Source organism: Phreatobacter oligotrophus (assembly GCF_003046185.1).
Taxonomy (GTDB): domain Bacteria; phylum Pseudomonadota; class Alphaproteobacteria; order Rhizobiales; family Phreatobacteraceae; genus Phreatobacter; species Phreatobacter oligotrophus.
Window position 1 is genome coordinate 271,889 of record NZ_PZZL01000003.1, and the last position, 19,567, is coordinate 291,455.

A 19,567-nucleotide genomic window follows, 5' to 3' on the forward strand; every position below is an offset into this window, starting at 1 on the left:
CAACAGCGCCCCGTCGCGGCGCTCGAACGAGCGGACAGGAGGGGCCGCCTCGTCGCAGGACGGGGCGGCCTTTCTGTTGGGAGCGGACCGCCCCCCGCATCCCTCCCCTTCGCCGCCATGCCTTGCGGGACCCCGGCCCGCTGATAGGATCATTCGCGATCCAGCCCTTTCCGGAGACGATCCATGTCGAAAACGAGCGCGCTGCGTGTGGTCGGCGACGATGCCGCGACCACCGCCATCCCGAACGACCTCCAGGCCTTCTGGATGCCGTTCACCGCGAACCGCTCGTTCAAGGCCCGCCCGCGCATGGTCGCCCGCGCCAAGGACCTCTATTACTACACACCCGAGGGCAAGCAGATCATCGACGGCACCGCCGGCCTGTGGTGCTCCAGCGCCGGCCATTCGCGCCAGCCCATCGTCGAGGCCATCCAGAAGCAGGCGGCCGAGCTCGACTTCGCCCCGACCTTCCAGTTCGGCCACCCGAAGGCCTTTGAACTCGCCAGCCGCATCGCGGCGCTCGCCCCCGGCGACCTCGACCACGTCTTCTTCTGCAACTCCGGCTCGGAAGCCGCCGACACCGCGCTGAAGATGGCGATCGCCTACTGGCACGCCCGCGGCAAGGCCTCGAAGACCCGCCTCATCGGCCGCGAGCGCGGCTATCACGGCGTCGGCTTCGGCGGCATCACGGTCGGCGGCATCGTCGCCAACCGCCGCGTCTACGGCTCCATGCTGGCCGGCGCCGACCACCTGCCGCACACCTATAACCGCGAGAAGCAGGCCTTCTCGAAGGGCGAGCCCGAATGGGGCGCCCATCTCGCCGACGAGCTGGAGCGCATCGTCGCCCTGCACGACGCCTCGACGATTGCCGCCGTCATGGTCGAGCCGATGGCCGGCTCCACCGGCGTGCTGCCGCCGCCGGTCGGCTACCTGAAGCGCCTGCGCGAGCTCTGCGACAAGCACGACATCCTGCTCATCTTCGACGAGGTCATCACCGGCTTCGGCCGCCTCGGCGCGCCCTTCGCCTCCGAGCGCTACGGCGTCATCCCGGACCTCATGACCTTCGCCAAGGGCGTCACCAACGCCGCCGCGCCGATGGGCGGCGTCGTCGCCCGCAAGCACGTGCACGATGCCTTCATGACCGGCCCGGACCATGTGATCGAGCTGTTCCACGGCTACACCTACTCGGCCCATCCGCTGGCCTGCGCGGCCGGTCTCGCCACCCTCGACCTCTACCGGGACGAGGGCCTGTTCGAGCGCTCCAAGGCGCTGGAGCCGGTCTGGGCCGACGCCATCTTCTCGAAGCTCAAGGGCCAGGCGGGCGTGCTCGACATCCGCCAGCTCGGCCTCACCGCCGCCATCGACATCGAGAGCTGGAAGGACGCGCCGGGCAAGCGCGCCTATGTCGCCATGGACAAGGCCTTCCACGACGAGGGCATCATGATCCGCACCTCGGGCGACTGCCTGGTGGTGACCCCGCCCTTCATCATCACCGAGAACGACATCGCGCAGATCGCCGACAAGCTGTCGAACGTGATCGCCTCGACGGCCATGCCCTCCTGAGGCGGCTTTCCCGGCTGGCATGATGAAAGGCCCGGCCCACGCCGGGCCTTTTGCGTGTGGGATGGCTCAAGCCCCTCACCGGTCCCGCCACCCCCACCTCTCCCCGGCGGGGAGAGGTCGATCCGAGCGCAGCGAGAAACGGGAGAGGGGGAGCCTTCGCATCGGGACAACGCCCCCTCTCCCGGCCTTCGGCCGACCTCTCCCCGCTGGGGAGAGGTGAGCAGCGGCCCGCGCCGCAGCCGGACCGAGACACCAAAGCGACGGCTATCGTCCGTCATTCCAAGCCCTCGCCGGTCCCACCACCCACACCTCTCCCCGGCGGGGAGAGGTCGATCCGAGCGCAGCGAGGAGCGGGAGAGGGGGAGCCTTGGCATATTGGCAACGCCCCCTCTCCCGGCCTTCGGCCGACCTCTCCCCGCCGGGGAGAGGTGAGCAGCAGCCGGCGCCGCAGCCGGACCGAGGCACCAAAGCGACGGCTATCGTCCCTCATTCCAAGCCCTCGCCGGTCCCACCACCCACACCTCTCCCCAGCGGGGAGAGGTCGATCCGAGCGCAGCGAGGAGCGGGAGAGGGGGAGCCTTGGCATCACGGGAACGGCCCCCTCTCCCGGCCTGCGGCCGACCTCTCCCCGCCGGGGAGAGGTGAGCAGCGGCCCGCGCCGCAGCCGGACCGAGGTACCAAAAGCGACGGCTAACGTCGTGCGATGTGATGCCCCTCACCCTTCCCTCTCCCCGCAAGCGGGGAGAGGGGGCAACAGCGTTGCGCTTCGAGGAGCGCCGGCGGTGCCTGGCATGACGGGCCAGGACCCAGCGCGACGTCGTGGTCCCCCTCTCCCCGCTTGCGGGGAGAGGGAAGGGTGAGGGGCCATCAGTGGCGAGCCTGCACCCTCACCCGAACGCGATCTGCACCTTCATCGCCTTCGACCGGTCGGAGGCAAGGTGAAACGCCTCCACCGCCTGCGCCATGGGCAGCGTCGCGGTCAGCAGCGGCCGCACGTCGATCCGCCGCTCGCCGATCATCTGCACGGCCATGGCGAATTCCTCGTGGAAGCGGAAGGTGCCGCGCAGCTCGAACTCCTTCGCCACCAGCACCGAAATCGGGATCGTGAAATCCCCGCCCGTGCCGACCTGCACGATGACCGCGCCGGGCCGGAGCGCGGCAAAGGCGCCGGTCAGCGCCTTCATGTTGCCCGAGGCCTCGAAGAGTACGTCGAAGCTCCCCTTGTCCGCCTCGTAAGCCTTCAGCGCGTCCGGATCCTCGGCCGTGTTCAGCGTCGTCGCGACCCCGAGCCCCTTCACCACGGCGAGCGTTGCCGGGGCGATGTCGGTCGCGACGATCTCCGCCGCGCCCGCCGCCCGCGCCACCAGCACGCAGAGCGCGCCGATGGGCCCGCAGCCCGTCACCAGCACCCGCTTGCCGAGGAGCGGCCCGGCGCGCCGGACCGCATGGAGGCACACGGCCAGCGGCTCGCAGAAGGCGGCCTCGCCGAGGCTGACGCCATCGGCCACCTTGTGCGCCTGCACGGCGTCGCAGACCAGCACCTCGCGGAAGGCCCCCTGGATGTGCGGGAAGGGCATGGCCGAACCGTAGAAGCGCATGTTGAGGCAATGGTTCTGCCGGCCCTCCTGGCAATAGCGGCACTCACCGCAGGGCCGCGACGGGCTCACCGCCACGCGGTCGCCGGGCTTCACCGAGGCCACCTCGGCCCCGATGCGCTCCACCGTGCCGGCAATCTCGTGGCCGAGGATCATCGGCTCCTTCAGCCTGACAGCACCGAAGCCGCCATTGTGGAAGTAGTGCAGGTCCGAGCCGCAGATGCCGCCCGCGCCGATCCTCACCGCGATCTCCTTCGGGCCGAGCGGCGCGACGGGCTGCTCCTCGAGGCGCAGGTCGTGGGGGGCGTGGATGACCAGCGCCTTGGTGACGGCAGCGTTCATGAGGGTCCTCGGGACGTTTGTTGTGGTTGGCGCGAGACTAGCGGTGGTCCGCGCCTCACGCCATGCGCAGCCGCTCCAGCGTCTCGCTCCACAGCGTGCGGGTGAGATCACCGGCGCCCATCTCGCGGCCGAGCGCCGCCGCCTGGCCCGACCATAGCGAGGAGAAATCGCCGCTGCCCGCCGCCTCCGCCTTGGCCTTGAGCGGCGCCAGCGCCCCGCCCGCCGTCGGGAAGGCCGGCGCCAGGTCGGAGATCGGCCCGGCCTCGCGCATCAGCCGGTTGACGAGGCCGCGGGCGGGCCGTCCGGTGAAGAGATTGGTCAGCGCCGTGCCGTCGTCCTTGGCCTGCCGCAGCGCCTCGCGATGGATCGGCGTGATGGTCGCCTCCGGCGTGAACAGATAGGCCGTGCCGATCTGCACCGCCGAGGCGCCGAGCGCGAAGGCGGCGACGATGCCGCGGGCATCGGCAATGCCGCCGGCGGCGATGACCGGCACGTCCACCGCATCCACCACCTGCGGCAGCAGGGCGAAGAGGCCGGGCTGGTTGCCGACATCCCCGGTGAGGAAGATGCCGCGATGGCCGCCGGCCTCATAGCCTTGCGCGATGATCGCATCGGCGCCGTGATCCTCGAGCCAGCGTGCCTCGTCGGCCGTCGTGGCGGAGGAGATGACCTTCGCCCCCGCCGCCTTGACCCGGGCGAGGAGCGCGGCCTCCGGCAGCCCGAAATGGAAGCTCACCACCTCCGGGCGGAACTCCTCGACGATGGCCGCGAAAGTCGCGTCGAAGGGCGTGCGGCCGGCGCTGGGGATGGGAGCGGCCGGGTCGATGCCGAACTCGCGGTAATAGGGGCCAAGGCGCTCGCGCCAGCGCTGCTCGCGGGCCGCGTCCGGGGCGGGCGGGGTGTGGCAGAAGAAGTTCAGGTTGATGGGCTTCGCCGTGCGCTGGCGGATCAGCGACAGCTCGGCGCGCATCGTCTCGGCGGTCAGCTGCGCACCGGGCAGGGCGCCGAGGCCGCCGGCCTCCGAGACGGCAATCGTCATGGCCGAGCCCTGCGCCCCCGCCATCGGCGCCTGGAGGATGGGCAGGTCGATGCCGAACAGGGTCTGGATGCGACGGTCAAGGGGCATCGGACGCCTCCATGCAATGGGGCGCAGACTGTAGACGCTGGAAGGGTGAGGAAAAGGGGGGACGTTCGGCGGACAAGGCGCAGTCGTCGAAGATGGGCGCAGGATAGGCCAGCAGCGTCACGCTGTCAAGGACTTTGGTCCTATCCACGGGCCGCCCGGGCCCTCGTGGTCGCCCCGGCTCCGGCCCCTCCGCCCGTCATGCCCGGCCTTATGCCGGGCATCCACGACTTGAACACCCCGCCCCAAAGGAATTCGTGGATACCCGGGATGAACCCGGGCATGACGGGCGGAGGGTCTGGCGGCTCAACGGAAGACGCAGCGCTGCATCAGCCAAGTGCGTCCTTCGAGGCTCGCCGTCGCATCGAGCGGACGCGAATGGCGTCCGCATCTCGCTTTGGCTCGCACCTCAGGATGAGGAGGGGTGTGCGTGGCAGTCCGGAAGCAAGCCGGCAGGGAGCCTTCGACCCTGATGCAGGTCTCAACCACCCTCATCCTGAGGTGCGAGGCCCCGGCGATGCGACAGCATCGTCCGGCGCCGAGCCTCGAAGGACGCACTAGCCCCGGTGCAACCCGGCCGACCCTGCCCGCCTCACGGCCGCCAGCCGGTCTCCTGCGGCAGGCCATCATCGGGGAGATCCGGCTTCGGCTCGGCGGCGCGCGCCGCGTCGATGATGGTCAGCAGTTGCACCAGCGCCTCGTCGACCCCCTCGCCGGAGGTGGCGGAGAGCGCCAGCGGCGTCTTCTTGGCCGCCCGCTTCAACCGCGCCATCTGCTGCTTGCGCGTATCGGGGTCCAGCGCGTCGACCTTGGCCAGCGCCAGGATCTCCGGCTTCTCGGCGAGGCCATGGCCATAGGCCTCGATCTCCTCGCGCACCAGCTTGTAGGCCTTGCCGGCATGCTCCGACGTGCCGTCCACGAGATGGAGCAGAACGCGGCAGCGCTCGACATGGCCGAGGAAGCGGTCGCCGAGCCCGTGGCCCTCATGCGCCCCCTCGATCAGGCCGGGAATGTCGGCGAGGACGAATTCCCGCCCGCGCACCCTCACCACCCCGAGCCCGGGATGCAGCGTCGTGAACGGATAGTCGGCGATCTTCGGCTTCGCGGCGGTCGTCGTGGCGAGGAAGGTCGACTTGCCGGCATTGGGCATGCCGACGAGGCCGGCATCTGCAATCAGCTTCAGCCTGAGGATGATGATCGCTTCCTTGGCGGGCTGGCCGGGATTGGCGTGGCGCGGCGACTGGTTGGTCGAGGTCTTGAAATGGGCGTTGCCGAAGCCGCCATTGCCGCCCTGCAGCAGCACGAAGCGCTGGCCGACCTCGGTGATGTCGGCGATCAGCGTCTCGCCGTCCTCCTCGAAGATCTGCGTGCCCGCCGGCACCTTCAGCACCACGTCGGCGCCGCGCGCACCGGCCCGGTCGCGGCCCATGCCGTGCATGCCGGTCTTGGCCTTGAAATGCTGCTGGTAGCGGTAGTCGATCAGCGTGTTGAGGCCGTCGACGCATTCGACCACCACGTCGCCGCCGCGGCCGCCATCGCCACCGTCCGGACCACCGAATTCGATGAACTTCTCACGGCGGAACGAGACGGCCCCGGCGCCGCCGGCACCGGACTTCACATAGACCTTGGCCTGATCAAGGAACTTCATCGTCTCGCCGCTGCCGCCGGAAGGGCGGGCCGGGTCTCTACATCATTGGGCCCGGAAGGTCCAAGAAAAAGCGGATTCGGGCGGCGTTCGCCGGCGATCATGCAAGTCCCGCCCAGCGCTGCATCCGCGCCATGAGGCCGGGCGCCGGCGGCACGGCGTATTTCTGGCAGAAGTAGAAGCAAAAGGAGGTGTCGCAGGTCCGCGGCCTGCCCAGCAGCCTGAGGCTGCCATCGAGCAGGTTGCCGAGGCGGGTGTTCTCGCCGCAGCGATAGACCGTGCCATCGGTCTCGATGCGCACGAAGCGCGAGCCGGCGGCGCAGCTCCAGCCGCGGAACTCCGGCTCGCCATGGAGGATGGCCTCGTCGGCGAAGACATCGATGGAGGGCTGCTCGCCCTCCCCCAGCATGGCGGCATAGGCAAGACGCGCCTCGGCCGACCGGGCGCGGAACGTTGAACGTTCCGCCTCGGTATAGGCGTCGGGATAGCGGCGCCCGTCGACGACAGCGCGCAGCGCCTTCGGCACCACAACGAGGCCCGACGGTGCGACGAGGCTCTGGACGGCGTCGAAATCGGCGAGCACGGCCGGGGTCGCGACGACCGAGACAAAGACGCGGAAGCCCCGCTCCTGCAGCAGGTCGAGGTTCTTCAGGAAGCGGTCCCGCCCGGCATGGCGCGCCTGTTCGAACGGATGCAGCCCGGCATTGATGAAGCTGACGCGGGCGGGATCGACCACCTGCGCCATGGCACCGATCGCCGGACCGGTGAGGTTGGTGTTGAACGACAGGTGATGGCGCTGCGACAGCCGCAGGGCGAGATCGGCAAGCTCGGGGTAGAGGCTCGGCTCGCCGCCGGTGATGTGCAGCAACCAGCGCCGTCCGGTCCGGGCGAAGGCCGCCTCCCAGGTGGCGGCATCGGCCGCGGGGCGCAGCTTCCGGCCGAGCCGCTCGGCGTCGAAGAAGCAGTAGCCGCAGCGATAGTTGCAGGTGTCGAGCAGCTGCCAGTCGGCTTCCACATCGTAGTCCATGGCGCCGCCGATCAGGTTCGAGCCGCGGCGAGCATCCATGGGATCGGCGCCCCGCGCAAGCAAAGGCTCCATAAGCGCCGGGCGGCCGCATTGCTGCGACCGCCCGGTTTCTCAGGTTCCACCGTTCCCCCGAATGGATGGAGCCCGATAGCTATGGCTACATCCTGCCGTGGGGCGCGCCGCTGCGCCTTGATGCGGATCAATCAACCGGAGCGGGAGGCTTCAACCCCCGCTGGCATGGGCGATGAGCTTGCCGATGAAGGCATCCGCCTTGGCGAGCTCGACGGCTTCCACATACTCGTCGGGCTTGTGGGCCTGCTCGATCGAGCCGGGGCCGACGATGATGCTGGGAATGCCGATTTCCTGGAACAGGCCCGCCTCGGTGCCATAGGCGACCTTGGCGTGGTCGTTGCGCCCGGCGAAGCGCTTGGCGAGCAGCGTCACCGGGGCATCCGCCGCCGTGTCGAGGCCCGGCACCAGCGCCAGTTCCTCGAAGGTGAAGCCGGCGCCGGGGTGGATCGCCTTCATCGGCGGCTCCAGCACGTCGCGGGCATAGGCCTCGATCTCCGCGACGATGGCGTGCGGATCATCGCCGGCGACGCAGCGCAGGTCGAAATCGACCACGCATTCACCGGCCACGATGTTGCGCACCGTGCCGCCGCGGATGACGCCGATGGAAGTCGTCGAGCAGGGCACCGCATAGAGCGGGTCGAGGTCGGTGCGGCGCGCCAGCCGCTGGCCGATCTCGTTGATCTTCACGATGAGCTTCGCCGCCTCCTCGATGGCGTTGACGCCATGCGGGCGGAGCGAGGAATGCGCCTCGAAGCCGCGCACGGTGACGCGCATCGGACGGCCGGTCTTGTGGGCGATGACCGGCTGCATGTTGGTCGGCTCGCCGACGAAACAGGCTTCGGGCTTCAGCGGCCGGTCCTTCAGCACGGCGAGCAGCGTGCGCACGCCGCGGCAGCCGACCTCCTCGTCATAGGAAATGGCGAGGTGGACCGGCTTCTTCAAAGGCGCCGCCAGCATGGCCGGCACGGCGGCGATGGAGGCGGCGACGAAGCCCTTCATGTCGCAGGTGCCGCGGCCATAGTAGCGCCCGTCCTTCTCGACCAGCTTGAACGGGTCGGTGGACCAGTCCTGCCCGTCCACCGGAACCACGTCGACATGGCCGGAGAGCACGTAGCCCGGCACGTCCTTCGGGCCGATGGTCACCCAGAGGTTCGCCTTCTGCCCGGTCTCGTCATAGACGCGCTCGCCGCTGACGCCGAAGCCCTTGAGGTAGTCCTCGACCCAGTCGAGCAGCGGCAGGTTGGAATTGCGGCTGGTCGTGTCGAACGAGACGAGACGGTCCAGCACCTCGACGGTGGAGAGCGCGGTTGCCATGGCTCAGGCCTTCCCCGCCATCGCCTTGGTGCGGATGGCGTCGATGGTGGTGGTCGGCGTAATCGCCTGCTGGTCGAGGAAGCAGTGGATGATCGCCGGCTTGCCCGAGGCCACCGCCCGCTCGAAGGCGGGGGCGAACTCCGCCGTCTCGCGCACCGTCTCGCCATGGCCGCCATAGGCGCGGGCGAGCGCGGCGAAATCCGGGTTCTTCAGCGTCGTCGCCGAGACGCGGGTCGGATAGTCGCGCTCCTGGTGCATGCGGATCGTGCCGTACATGCCGTTGTCGACGACCACGACGATGATCGGCAGATCGTACTGGCAGGCCGTGGCGAATTCCTGGCCGTTCATCATGAAGCAGCCGTCGCCGGCAAACGCGATGACGGTCTTGTCGGGGAAGACGCGCTTGGCGCCGACCGCCGCCGGGGTGCCATAGCCCATGGAGCCGGAGGTCGGGGCAAGCTGCGAGCCATATTTCCGGAAGCGCAGGAAGCGATGGACCCAGGTCGCGTAATTGCCGGCGCCGTTGCAGACGATGGCATCGTCCGGCAGCCGGTCGCGCAGCCAGGCCATGACCTCGCCATACTGGAAGGCGCCGGGCAGGCGGGCCGGGTTGCCGGTCCAGGCGAGATAGCTCTCGTGGGCAGCTTTCGCGGCGCCGGCCCAGGCGATGACCTGCGGCGGCTGCACGCCCTCGAGCGAGGCTGAGAAGGCCGTCGGGCTCGCCTGGATGGCGAGGTCCGCCTGATAGACGCGGCCGATCTCCTCGGCGCCCGGATGGACATGGACGAAGGCCATCTGGGGCTTCGGGATGTCGAACAGCGTGTAGCTCTGCGAGGCGATCTCCGAGAGGCGGCCGCCGAGCGCGATGACGAGGTCGCTCTCCTTGATGAGCTTCAGCATGTCCGGGTTGCCGCCGAGGCCGAGGTCGCCGGCATAGTTGGGATGGCTGTGATCGAAGAGCATCTGCCGGCGGAACTGGCAGATCACTGGCAGGTCGAAGCGCTCGACGAAGCGCGTCACCGAGGCCACCGCCTTCTCCGACCAGCGCGAGCCGCCGAGGATCAGCACCGGCTTCTTGGCGGCCCAGAGCATCTTCTGGAACTTCGCCATGTCGGTGAGGCCCGGCCAGGTCTCCGCCGCCTCGACGCGGGGTGCGTCCGGCACGTCGGCGCTTTCGGTGAGCATGTCCTCGGGCAGCACCAGCACCACCGGGCCGGGCCGGCCCTGCATGGCCGTGGCATAGGCGCGGGCGACCATTTCCGGGATGCGCGCGGCATCGTCGATCTCGGCGACCCACTTGCACATGCCGCCGAAGAACTGGGTGTAGTCCATCTCCTGGAAGGCGTCGCGGCCGCGCATGCCACGCTCGATCTGGCCGACGAAGAGGATCATCGGCGTCGAGTCCTGCTGGGCGATGTGCAGGCCGGGCGAGGCATTGGTGGCGCCGGGGCCGCGGGTGACCATGCAGATGCCCGGACGTCCCGTGAGCTTGCCATGGGCCTCGGCCATCATGGCGGCCCCGCCCTCCTGCCGGCAGATCGTCACCTGAGCTTTCGCGTCATGCAGCGCGTCGAGCACGGCGAGATAGCTCTCGCCCGGCACGCAGAAGACATGGTCGCAGCCCTGGGCAATGAGCTGGTCGACGAGGATCTGGCCGCCGGTGCGGGTTGCGGTGTCGGAGCGCATCGAAAAAAGGTCCTTAGCCATCGGGCTGCTTGGCACAGCCTCGTTCGGCGCGGACCTTAGCGGCAGCGGCGCAGGGCGGGAAGCGTGGGAAATGCGGGGCGGCCCGCCCCGCCCCGCAATCCGGGCTCACGCCCCGCCGATCAGCACGCCCGCCGCCAGCACCAGCGCGCCGCCGAGCACCACCTGCAGCGCGGCGCGGAAGAACGGCGTCTCCATGAAGCGGTTCTGGATCCAGACGATGGCCCAGAGCTCGACGAAGACCACGACGAGGGCAATGGCCGTCGCCGTCCAGAAATGCGGGATCAGATAGGGCAGCGCGTGGCCGAGGCCGCCGATCGTGGTCATGATCCCCGAGGCGAAGCCCCGCTTCCACGGCGAGCCGCGGCCCGAGACCTTGCCGTCGTCATGGGCGGCCTCGGTGAAGCCCATGGAAATGCCGGCGCCGACCGAGGCCGAGAGGCCGACGAGGAAGGTCGTCCAGGGGTTCTGGGTGGCGAAGGCGGTGGCGAAGATCGGCGCCAGCGTCGAGACCGAGCCGTCCATCAGGCCGGCAAGCCCCGGCTGCACCCAGGTCAGGATGAACTGGCGACGGGCGGAGGCATCCTCGGCCTCCCGCTCGCCAGAGCCGAGATGGGTGTCGGTGAGCGCCTGGGCCTCGCGCTGGTGGCCGGCCTCGGCTGCCGCGAGGTCGCCGAGCAGCTTGCGGGTGTCGGCATCGGTCGTGCGCTGGGCGGCGGCGAGATAGAAGGCGTTGGCCTGCCGCTCCATGTCCTCGGCCTCCTCGCGGACGCGGTCGAGGCCGAGATTCTCGACGAGCCAGACGGGATTGCGGGTGATGTAGCCGGAGACATGCTCACGGCGCATCGGCACAACGAAATCGCCGAAGCGGCGCTTGTACATGTCGATGAGCCGGCGGCGGTGCTCGTCCTCGGTCGCCGCCATGCCACGGAACACCGCCGCCGATTGCGGATAGGTGGGCTCCAGCTTCTCGGCATAGGCGCGGTAGATCTGCCCGTCCTCCTCCTCGGAGGAAATGGCCAGCGCCAAGATCTCCTGCTCCGACAGGTCGTCGAAGCGGCGCTTGCGGGAAAAGCCGGGCAGCGCGAAACGGCTGAGCATGGCGGTCTCCTTAGAATAATTCCAAAGAGACTTAACCCCCTGCGACATTCTGTGCAACAGCCGGTCGCGCAGACGTGACCTGGATCAAGTCCGGGCTGGCGCCGGGCCGGCTCAGTCGCCGCGCAGGGCGAAGGTCTTGCGCGCCGCCGGACGGGCCATGGCGGCCTGGTACCAGGCCTTCACCGCCGGCTTGTCGTCGAGGATCGGCGAGTAGCGCAGGTAGAAGACGCAGGACGCGACATTGAGGTCGGCGATCGTGAAGCGGTTGCCGACGAGATGTCCGCCATGGCTGGCGAGATGCCCTTCCAGCACCGACAGCGGCACCTTCAGGGTCTCCCGGCTCTTGGCAGCGACCGCAGCGTCGCGCTGGTCCTCGGGCTTCATCGTTTCGTTCTGGAGGAGGGCCAGCGCCGCGGCCTCGACCTCGGTGACGGCCCACATGGTCCACATGGTCATGAGCCCGTCCTCTTCCACCGATTCCGGCGCCAGCGGCCCGCCGGCCTTCTTGGCGAGGAAGAGGTTGATGGCGAGCGACTCCCACAGGACCATGCCGTCCACCTCGACGGCGGGAACGCGGCCGTTCGGGTTGATGGCGAGGAACTCGGGCTTGCGCGAGCCCTCCGGCCCATGCGGCAGCGGATTGTGGATATAGGCGAGGCCCAGCTCCTCCGACGCCCAGATATTGCGGATGGCGCGGGACCGGGCGAGGCCGTGGATGGTGATGGTCATGGGGCGTCCTACTGGCGGAAGGCGTCGCGGGCGATGATGAGGCGCTGGACCTCGCTCGTGCCCTCGTAGATGCGGGTGATGCGGGCGTCGCGCATATGGCGCTCGACGGGGTAGTCGGCGCAATAGCCGGCGCCGCCATGGAGCTGCAGCGCCGTGTCGGTGGCCCGGCCCGCCGCCTCCGAGGCGAAGAGCTTGGCCATCGAGGCCTCGCGGCCGAAGGGCTCGCCGCGATCCTTCTTCGCCGCCGCCTGCAGGATGAGGAGGCGGGCGGCCTCGAGCTCGGTCTCGCGGTCGGCGACCATCCACTGGATGCCCTGGAAATCGGCGATGGCCTGGCCGAACTGGCGGCGCTCCTTCACATAGGCCTTGGCCGCATCCATGGCGGCGCGGGCAATGCCGAGGGAGAGCGCGGCGATGCCGATGCGCCCGCCGGCAAGTTCGCCCACGGCGATGCGGAAGCCGTCGTCGAGCCGGCCCATGAGGGCGCGCGAGGGCACCCTGCATTGCTCGAAATGCACCGTGCTGGTGGCAGAACCGTGCTGGCCCATCTTGCGCTCGGCCTTGCCGATGACCAGGCCGGGGGTGCCGGCCTCCACCAGGAAGCAGGAAATGCCCTTGCCCTTCGGCGCGTCCGGATTGGTCACCGCCCAGACCACGAAGATGCCGGCATAATCGGCCGAGGTGATGTAGATCTTCTCACCCTCGAGGACGAAGTCATCGCCGTCGCGGCGGGCGCGGGTGACCATGCCCGCGGGATCGGAGCCCGCTCCGGCCTCGGTCAGGCAGAAGGCGCCGGCGGGAAAGGTGCCGTCGGCGATCCTCGGGATATAGGCCCGCTTCTGCTCCTCGTTGCCGACCGCCTGGATGACCTCGGCGACCATGTTGGTGACGGACGCCGTGACGCCGGTGGCGGCGCAGGCATAGCCTAGCTCCTCGATGGCCAGCGCGAAGGCGACCGTGCCGGCCGCCGTGCCGCCGAACGCCTCGCGGACGTTCACCGCCATGAAGCCAGCCTCGGCGAAGGTCTTCAGGTTCTTCAGGAACGCCTCGCGGCCCTCGCCGCGGTCGAGGATGGGCGCCAGCGGGGCGGCGATCTCCGCCGCCATGGCGCGGGCGGTGTCGCGGATGAGGATCTCTTCCTCGGTGAGCTCGAGCAGCATGGGCGGCCTCCGGTGGCCGAGGGATAGGCGAGGCGGACGGCAGCGGCAATCCGGCCTCACGGGCGATGTCTCTCGATTCACCGCTACGGCTTGTTAATCCCGCAACGGTAGGTTGCGAGGTCTGCTCCGACCCTGTGGACCGCCATGACCTGCTCCGCCTGCCGGACCGCCAAGGACCTTCCCTTCGCCTTTTCCATGGCCTTCCAGCCGATCGTGCGCCCCTCGACGGGCGAGGTCTTCGCCTATGAGGCGCTGGTGCGCGGCCCCGCCGGCGAGGGCGCGGCGAGCGTGCTCGGCGCGGTGACGAGCGAGAACCGCTACGCCTTCGACCAGCAGTGCCGGGTGAAGGCGATCGAGCTCGCCGCCCGCTCCGCGCCCGCCGCCAGCCGCCTCTCCATCAACTTCATGCCGAACGCGGTCTATGAGCCGCGCGCCTGCATCCGCCTGACGCTGGAGACGGCCCAGCGCGTCGGCTTTCCCGTCGACCGCATCATCTTCGAATTCACCGAGAACGAGGAGGTCGACACCAACCACCTCCTCAACATCCTGCGCACCTACCGCAGCATCGGGTTCGCCACCGCCATCGACGATTTCGGCGCCGGCCATGCGGGCCTGAACCTGCTGGCCAAGTTCCAGCCGGACATCGTCAAGCTCGACATGGACCTCATCCGCGGCATCGACCACGACCGCGCCCGCCGCGTGGTGGTGAAGCACACGCTCGCCATGCTCGCCGAGTTCGGCATCATGGCCATCTGCGAGGGCGTCGAGACGGCGGGCGAGGTAGCCGTTCTGCGCGACCTCGGCGTCGACCTGATCCAGGGCTATGTCGTGGCCCGCCCCGCCTTCGAGAGCTTCGAGGCCGTGCGCCTCGCCGCCTGAGCCAAGGCCCGAATAACTCAGCCGAACAGCGGCCGCCCGGCCAGCGCCTGCTGATAGGCGACCAGCACCAGCGCGCTCCATGCCGCCGCGACCACCCAGACCGCCGCCACCCCGGCCCCACCCGGTAACAGCCGCGCCGCCGTGAGCCCTGCCAGCGGCACGACCTGCATCATGTGGGTGGCGAGGAAATGCGAGACCCGGATGTCGCCGACCCGCAGCGACCAGCCGGTCAGCGCCATCCGCGCCCCGCCTGCCGGCTCGGCCGGCACATGCGGCGACAGCCGCCCGCCGATGGTGAAGGCGGTGACGAGGGTGAGCATCGTGCCACCGACGAGGCCGAGCGCGATGGCGTGGCGCAGCGCCGGCGCGATCTCCGCCTGCCGGTCCGTCGCCGCGACCAGCCCGATGATGGCCGCAGCGACGGTGAGGATGACCGCGCCCACCGCCATGGCCGTGTACATGCCGCGGGTGAAGGGCGTCGCCATGTTGAAATGCGAGGCCTGGCCGCGCGCCGCCTGCACGACGATGTAGGTGATCTCGCCGAGCGAGGCGAGCGCGCAGGCCGCCGCCGTCGCGGCGACGAGACCGCCGGTGCGCGCGCCATCGCTCATCACCGCCACGATGAGCGCCAGCGTCGCCATGTGCAGGCTGAGCGAGATGGCGAACTTCATCGGCTTCGCCCAGAGGCTCGCCTCGTTGAGGAGGCGCTTGTCGACGCTCCAGAACAGCGCGCAGAGCGCGAGGACCAGCAGCATGACGACGGCGCCGGTCCACAGCACCATCTCGGCCGTGCCGATGCGCATACCCTCCGCCGGCATCGCGGCCTCCTTCAGCATCAGGGACCCTCTACGCTGGCCGCGCGGCGCGGGATCAGCCGCGCCAGATGCGCGGGTCCCGACGTTGCGGCAGGGGTCGCCCCATGGTTGGATCGCGCCCGAATCGCCGCCCTGAGATCCGGAGCATAGCCCATGAAAACCCGCGCCGCCGTCGCCTGGGAGGCCAACAAGCCGCTCACCATCGAGACCATCGACATCGGCGGGCCGAAGCCCGGCGAGGTGCTGGTCGAGATCATGGCGACGGGCGTCTGCCACACCGATGCCTACACGCTCTCGGGCCTCGATTCGGAGGGCAAGTTCCCGGCGATCCTCGGCCACGAGGGCGCGGGCATCGTCCGCGAGGTTGGCGTCGGCGTCACCTCGGTGAAGCCGGGCGACCACGTCATCCCGCTCTACACGCCGGAATGCCGGGGCTGCAAAACCTGCCTGTCGCAGCGCTCGAACCTCTGCACCGCCATCCGCGGGACGCAGGGCCAGGGCCTCATGCCCGACCAGACCACGCGCTTTTCCTGCGAGCCGGTCGGCGGTCGCGGCCGCAACGACATCTTCCACTACATGGGCTGTTCGACCTTCTCGAACTTCACGGTCCTGCCGGAGATCGCGGTGGCGAAGGTCCGCGAGGACGCCCCCTTCGACAAGATCTGCTACATCGGCTGCGGCGTGACCACCGGCCTTGGCGCGGTGATCTGGACGGCGAAGGTCTGGCCGGGCGCGAATGTCGTGGTCTTCGGCCTCGGCGGCATCGGCCTCAACGTCATCCAGGGTGCCCGCATGGTCGGCGCCGACAAGATCATCGGCATCGACCTCAACCCCGCCAAGGCCGAGATGGCGAAGAAGTTCGGCATGACCCACTTCATCAACCCGGATGAGGTCGGCCGCGACAAGGTCGTGCAGGCGGTCGTCGACCTCACCGGGGGCGGCGCCGACTTCTCCTTCGAGTGCATCGGCAATGTCCACACCATGCGCCAGGCGCTGGAATGCTGCCATCGCGGCTGGGGCGAGAGCATCATCATCGGCGTTGCGCCGTCGGGGACCGAAATCTCCACCCGTCCGTTCCAGCTGGTCACCGGCCGCGTCTGGAAGGGCTCGGCCTTCGGCGGCGCGCGCGGGCGCACCGACGTGCCGAAGATCGTCGACTGGTACATGGAGGGGAAGATCGACATCGACAGCCTGATCACCCACACCATGCCGCTCGACGAGATCAACACCGCCTTCGACCTCATGCACGAGGGCAAGTCGATCCGCTCGGTCGTAACGTTCTGATACGCAGGCAGGCCGCGCCGTCGCAAAGCCGCCGCGGCGGTGTCGGCCTGCTGCAACAAAGTCCCTTCACGCTGGGTTCATGCCGGAGATGCTGCCTGTCGCCCGGGCGGCGTCGATCTTCGGTTGAACGGAGCAGCGCACGATGGACGATCGCGACTATGTCAAACTGAAGCCCGAACTCATGGGCTTCCGCTATGTGGGCCAGGTGCCGCAGGAGGCCCGGCCCCTGCTCACCCGGGCCTACGAGGACCTCAAGCGCTCCATGGGCGCGACCTGGGACAAGCAGATCGCTGCCCGGGAAATCTGCTGGATGAACATCTGGCAGGAGGATGACGAGGGCGACGCCATGGAGCTCTCAGACAAGGCGCTCGCCGCCGAGCTTCATGCCTGGTGCGAGAAGGCCACCGGGCTCTATGCCGAGACGGGCGCCATCATGGATGGCTATGGCTTCGTGGTGAACCCGGTCGGCTCCAAGCCCCAGGTCTGGCACGTCGACTACACCACAGATGCCGCCGCCATCTGGATCCCGCTGACCCAGTTCACCGACCGCAACGCCACCCAGTTCATCACCCTGCCGGCCGACACGCCGGAGGATGCGCTGGAGGCGGTGGCGTCGAACGTGGACCATGTCGATGTCGACGCGCTGGCGCGCCATGTCGACCACCTGCAGGTCCACCAGATCGTCGCCAAGCCCATGTCGGTGCTCTACATGGGCCGCGGCACGATCCATCGCGGCATCACCAACAGCGGCGACGACAACCGCATCTCCTTCTACATCTCGGCCCACTTCATCCGCGACTACGCGGTCTATCCCTATGTCGCGGACGAGCGGTCGGAGAAGGCGGTCGTGAACTTCAACGACTGAGGCATGCGGGGCGGCCCGGACGTTTTCCGGCCGCCCCGTCGTCTCCCGGCTATTCCGCCGGCTGGGCGGCAAGCTTCGGCTTGTCCTCCGATGTCGCCGGCTGGCGCGAGGCGGCATAGAGCAGCCCCGCCACCATGAGATAGGCGACCGCCACCGCCGGCGACTTGGCGAAGCCCACCGCCTCGCCATGCATGAAACCGAAGAAGGTCAGCACCGCGCCGGCGGCTGAGAACATCGCCGCCTCCACGAACTTCTTCTCGATGACGAAGACGCCGATGGCGCCGAGCACGAGGCCCGTGATGATGGCGCCGCCGCCCATGATCTCCAGCCCGTGATAGAGCACGCCGACCTGCGCCATCTTGTCGAGGCCGACCGCCGCAGCATTGGTGCCCGCGGCCCCCAGCGCCCCGTCGATCAGCACCTTGGCCCAGGCCGCAAGATGCGGGGTCAGCGCCAGCACGACGGCCGGCGCATGGCTCGACGGCGTCGTCTGGAAGGCCTGCGCGCCGATGAGCATGCCGATATAGAGCAGGATCGGCGCAATCGCGACGACCGGGATCAGCGCGGTCAGCAGCGCGATGATGCCGAACCAGGCGAGCACGAGGACCATCACGCCGGTAAGCGCCGAATAGCCGATGCGCCCGCCCATCGCCTTCCAGCCGGGATGGCCGATATAGACCGCGTTGATGAAGGGGTTGCCCATCAGGCAGCCGACCATCGACACCACGCCGTCGGCGCTGAGCACCCGCGTCGTCGGGTAGTGGTCACCGGCGGCTTCCGCGCTCTCCACATTGTCCATGGCCTCGACGAGGTCATAGATGCCGAAGGGGATGGCGGTGACCAGGATGATCCCGAGGAACTGAAACCCTGAGAAGGTGTGGCCGATGGCCGGGATCGGCAGCGAGAAGCCGAAGCTCAAGAAGGCCTGGCCGAGCTTGTCGAAGCCGACGCCGCCGATGGGCTGGCCGATCAGCACCGAGGCCCAGGCGATGAGCATGCCCGCGGCGATGGCGACGAGGCCGGCGGGAATGCCGCGCGGATAGCGGAAGCCGCCGAACCACGACAGCATGATGATGGCAAAGCAGGTGAGGCCGATGATCGGCGTCATGTACATCTCCATGGCCGGGCGCATGGAGATGAAGGCGATGGAGACGCCGGCCAGCGTGCCGAGGAGCGCCGCCCGCGGCGTCACCTTGCGGATGTAGGGGGCGATGAAGCCGCCGGCCATCAGGATGATCGACTGGATGAACACCCAGGCAAGGCCCGCCTCCCAGCCCTTGATCGGGTCGCCGGTGGAGATCGAGATCGGCAGCATGATCACGAAGGTGACGATGAACATGTGCGGCACGCTCACCCCCGAGGGCAGCGCGCAGACATCGGAGCGCCCCGTCTCCTTGGCGAGCTTCCAGGCGAGATAGGCGTAGTACATCGTCGACAGGGCCATCATCAGGCCGAGGGCCGGCAGGATGCGGCCGAAGACGAGGCTGTCCGGCATCTTCAGCACGAAGCGCAGCAGGCCGGTCAGCACCAGCATGTTGACGAGGATGTTGGTGCCGAAGCCGAAGAAGGCGTTCCAGTCGCCCGGCGTCCACAAGGCAGGCTGGCCGCGTGAAGCGGCCGTGTCGGTCATGGCCATGCTCGTCTCCCCTCTTTGGTCAGGATGTCAAAGCGCTGCGGTGACGGCCTCCGTGGTCGTGACCGAGCCGAAGATGCCGCCCTGGGCGGCGATCATCTTCAGGCCCACCGCATGGAACTCGTCGAAATAGGAGGCGCAGGCATCGCCCGGCACGAGGCAGCGGAAGCCGCGGTCATTGGCCTCGCGCACCGTGGTGTGGACGCAGACCTCGGTGGTGACGCCGCAGACGATCAGCGTCTCGATCCGCCGGTTGCGCAGGATCAGCTCGAGGTCGGTCTCGTAGAAGGCGCCCTTGCCGGGCTTGTCGATGACCGGCTCGCCGGGGGCGGGCGCGAGCGCGGGCACGATGTCGTGGCCGGGCTCGCCGCGGATGAGGATGCGCCCCATCGGCCCGCAGGCGCCGATCCGCATGGAAGGATCCCCGCGCTCGACCTTCAGCGGCGGGGCGTCTGACAGGTCGGGGCGGTGACCCTCGCGGGTGTGGATGACGAGGAGGCCGCTGGCGCGGGCGCCGGCGAGCAGCCGGGCGATGGGCGGTACCGCGCGCTGGAGCTTTGCGACCTCATTGCCGAGCGCCTCGCCGAAGCCGCCGGGCTCCAGGAAGTCGCGCTGCATGTCGATGACGATCACCGCCGTGCGGTCGAGATCGACCGTGACGGGGGCCGGATCGGCGGCAATGGTGGCCTGGCGCATGACACGCGCTCCGCGCGGGTGAC

16 protein-coding genes are annotated in these 19,567 nt (G+C 69.1%); 4 read left to right on the forward strand and 12 right to left on the reverse strand.

Going from position 1 to position 19,567, the window contains the following annotated elements; translation table 11 throughout:
• Nucleotides 1-183: 183 nt before the first annotated feature.
• Nucleotides 184-1,560, forward strand: a complete 1,377-nt coding sequence (gene aptA / locus C8P69_RS08460) for an omega-aminotransferase AptA (RefSeq protein WP_108176037.1) — start codon at nt 184-186, stop codon at nt 1,558-1,560.
• An 887-nt stretch (nt 1,561-2,447) separates the two neighbouring features.
• On the opposite strand, the gene C8P69_RS08465 is transcribed toward aptA, so the two are convergent.
• The 9 genes from C8P69_RS08465 to C8P69_RS08505 all read right to left on the reverse strand — a co-directional run bounded on the left by C8P69_RS08465 (nt 2,448) and on the right by C8P69_RS08505 (nt 13,372).
• Nucleotides 2,448-3,497, reverse strand: a complete 1,050-nt coding sequence (locus C8P69_RS08465; RefSeq protein ID WP_108176039.1) for an L-idonate 5-dehydrogenase — start codon at nt 3,495-3,497, stop codon at nt 2,448-2,450.
• Nucleotides 3,498-3,552: 55 nt separating this feature from the next.
• Complete coding sequence (locus C8P69_RS08470) at nt 3,553-4,623, reverse strand: NAD(P)H-dependent flavin oxidoreductase (protein WP_108176041.1); 1,071 nt, start codon at nt 4,621-4,623, stop codon at nt 3,553-3,555.
• 589 nt (nt 4,624-5,212) lie between these two features.
• Entirely contained in the window at nt 5,213-6,268 is a 1,056-nt protein-coding gene (obgE, locus tag C8P69_RS08475) for a GTPase ObgE (protein ID WP_108176043.1), read from the reverse strand.
• Between the two features lie 97 nt (nt 6,269-6,365).
• Complete coding sequence (locus tag C8P69_RS08480; RefSeq protein ID WP_170118179.1) at nt 6,366-7,331, reverse strand: radical SAM protein; 966 nt, start codon at nt 7,329-7,331, stop codon at nt 6,366-6,368.
• 183 nt (nt 7,332-7,514) lie between these two features.
• The gene (argE, locus tag C8P69_RS08485) at nt 7,515-8,678 is read right to left on the reverse strand and encodes an acetylornithine deacetylase (protein WP_108176047.1); all 1,164 of its coding nucleotides are present in this window, start codon (nt 8,676-8,678) and stop codon (nt 7,515-7,517) included.
• A 3-nt stretch (nt 8,679-8,681) separates the two neighbouring features.
• Complete coding sequence (locus C8P69_RS08490) at nt 8,682-10,364, reverse strand: thiamine pyrophosphate-binding protein (protein ID WP_245901940.1); 1,683 nt, start codon at nt 10,362-10,364, stop codon at nt 8,682-8,684.
• A gap of 126 nt (nt 10,365-10,490) precedes the next feature.
• On the reverse strand, nt 10,491-11,483 hold the full coding sequence (gene mbfA / locus C8P69_RS08495) for an iron exporter MbfA (protein WP_108176051.1): 993 nt from the start codon (nt 11,481-11,483) through the stop codon (nt 10,491-10,493).
• Between the two features lie 111 nt (nt 11,484-11,594).
• Nucleotides 11,595-12,212, reverse strand: coding sequence for a glutathione S-transferase family protein (locus C8P69_RS08500; RefSeq protein ID WP_108176053.1), 618 nt, complete (start codon nt 12,210-12,212; stop codon nt 11,595-11,597).
• 8 nt (nt 12,213-12,220) lie between these two features.
• The gene (locus C8P69_RS08505) at nt 12,221-13,372 is read right to left on the reverse strand and encodes an acyl-CoA dehydrogenase family protein (RefSeq protein ID WP_108176055.1); all 1,152 of its coding nucleotides are present in this window, start codon (nt 13,370-13,372) and stop codon (nt 12,221-12,223) included.
• Nucleotides 13,373-13,516: 144 nt separating this feature from the next.
• Between C8P69_RS08505 and C8P69_RS08510 the strand changes: the two genes are divergently transcribed.
• A complete protein-coding gene (locus C8P69_RS08510) occupies nt 13,517-14,251 on the forward strand; it encodes an EAL domain-containing protein (RefSeq protein WP_108176057.1) in 735 nt (244 codons plus the stop codon).
• 17 nt (nt 14,252-14,268) lie between these two features.
• On the opposite strand, the gene C8P69_RS08515 is transcribed toward C8P69_RS08510, so the two are convergent.
• Entirely contained in the window at nt 14,269-15,087 is an 819-nt protein-coding gene (locus C8P69_RS08515; RefSeq protein WP_108176059.1) for a hypothetical protein, read from the reverse strand.
• 132 nt (nt 15,088-15,219) lie between these two features.
• Between C8P69_RS08515 and C8P69_RS08520 the strand changes: the two genes are divergently transcribed.
• Together C8P69_RS08520 and C8P69_RS08525 are read left to right on the forward strand one after the other, a co-directional pair.
• Nucleotides 15,220-16,350 (forward strand): S-(hydroxymethyl)glutathione dehydrogenase/class III alcohol dehydrogenase, encoded by a 1,131-nt coding sequence (locus tag C8P69_RS08520; protein WP_108176061.1) that lies wholly within the window; start codon nt 15,220-15,222, stop codon nt 16,348-16,350.
• Between the two features lie 142 nt (nt 16,351-16,492).
• Entirely contained in the window at nt 16,493-17,215 is a 723-nt protein-coding gene (locus C8P69_RS08525) for a phytanoyl-CoA dioxygenase family protein (protein WP_108176063.1), read from the forward strand.
• 49 nt (nt 17,216-17,264) lie between these two features.
• Here the strand turns inward: C8P69_RS08525 and C8P69_RS08530 are convergent, their stop codons facing one another.
• Both C8P69_RS08530 and C8P69_RS08535 read right to left on the reverse strand, forming a co-directional pair.
• Nucleotides 17,265-18,851 carry a regulator gene (locus C8P69_RS08530; RefSeq protein WP_108176065.1) on the reverse strand — a complete coding sequence of 529 codons (1,587 nt, stop codon included), beginning with the start codon at nt 18,849-18,851 and terminating at the stop codon, nt 17,265-17,267.
• 27 nt (nt 18,852-18,878) lie between these two features.
• On the reverse strand, nt 18,879-19,544 hold the full coding sequence (locus C8P69_RS08535) for a cysteine hydrolase family protein (RefSeq protein WP_108176067.1): 666 nt from the start codon (nt 19,542-19,544) through the stop codon (nt 18,879-18,881).
• Nucleotides 19,545-19,567: the final 23 nt, after the last annotated feature.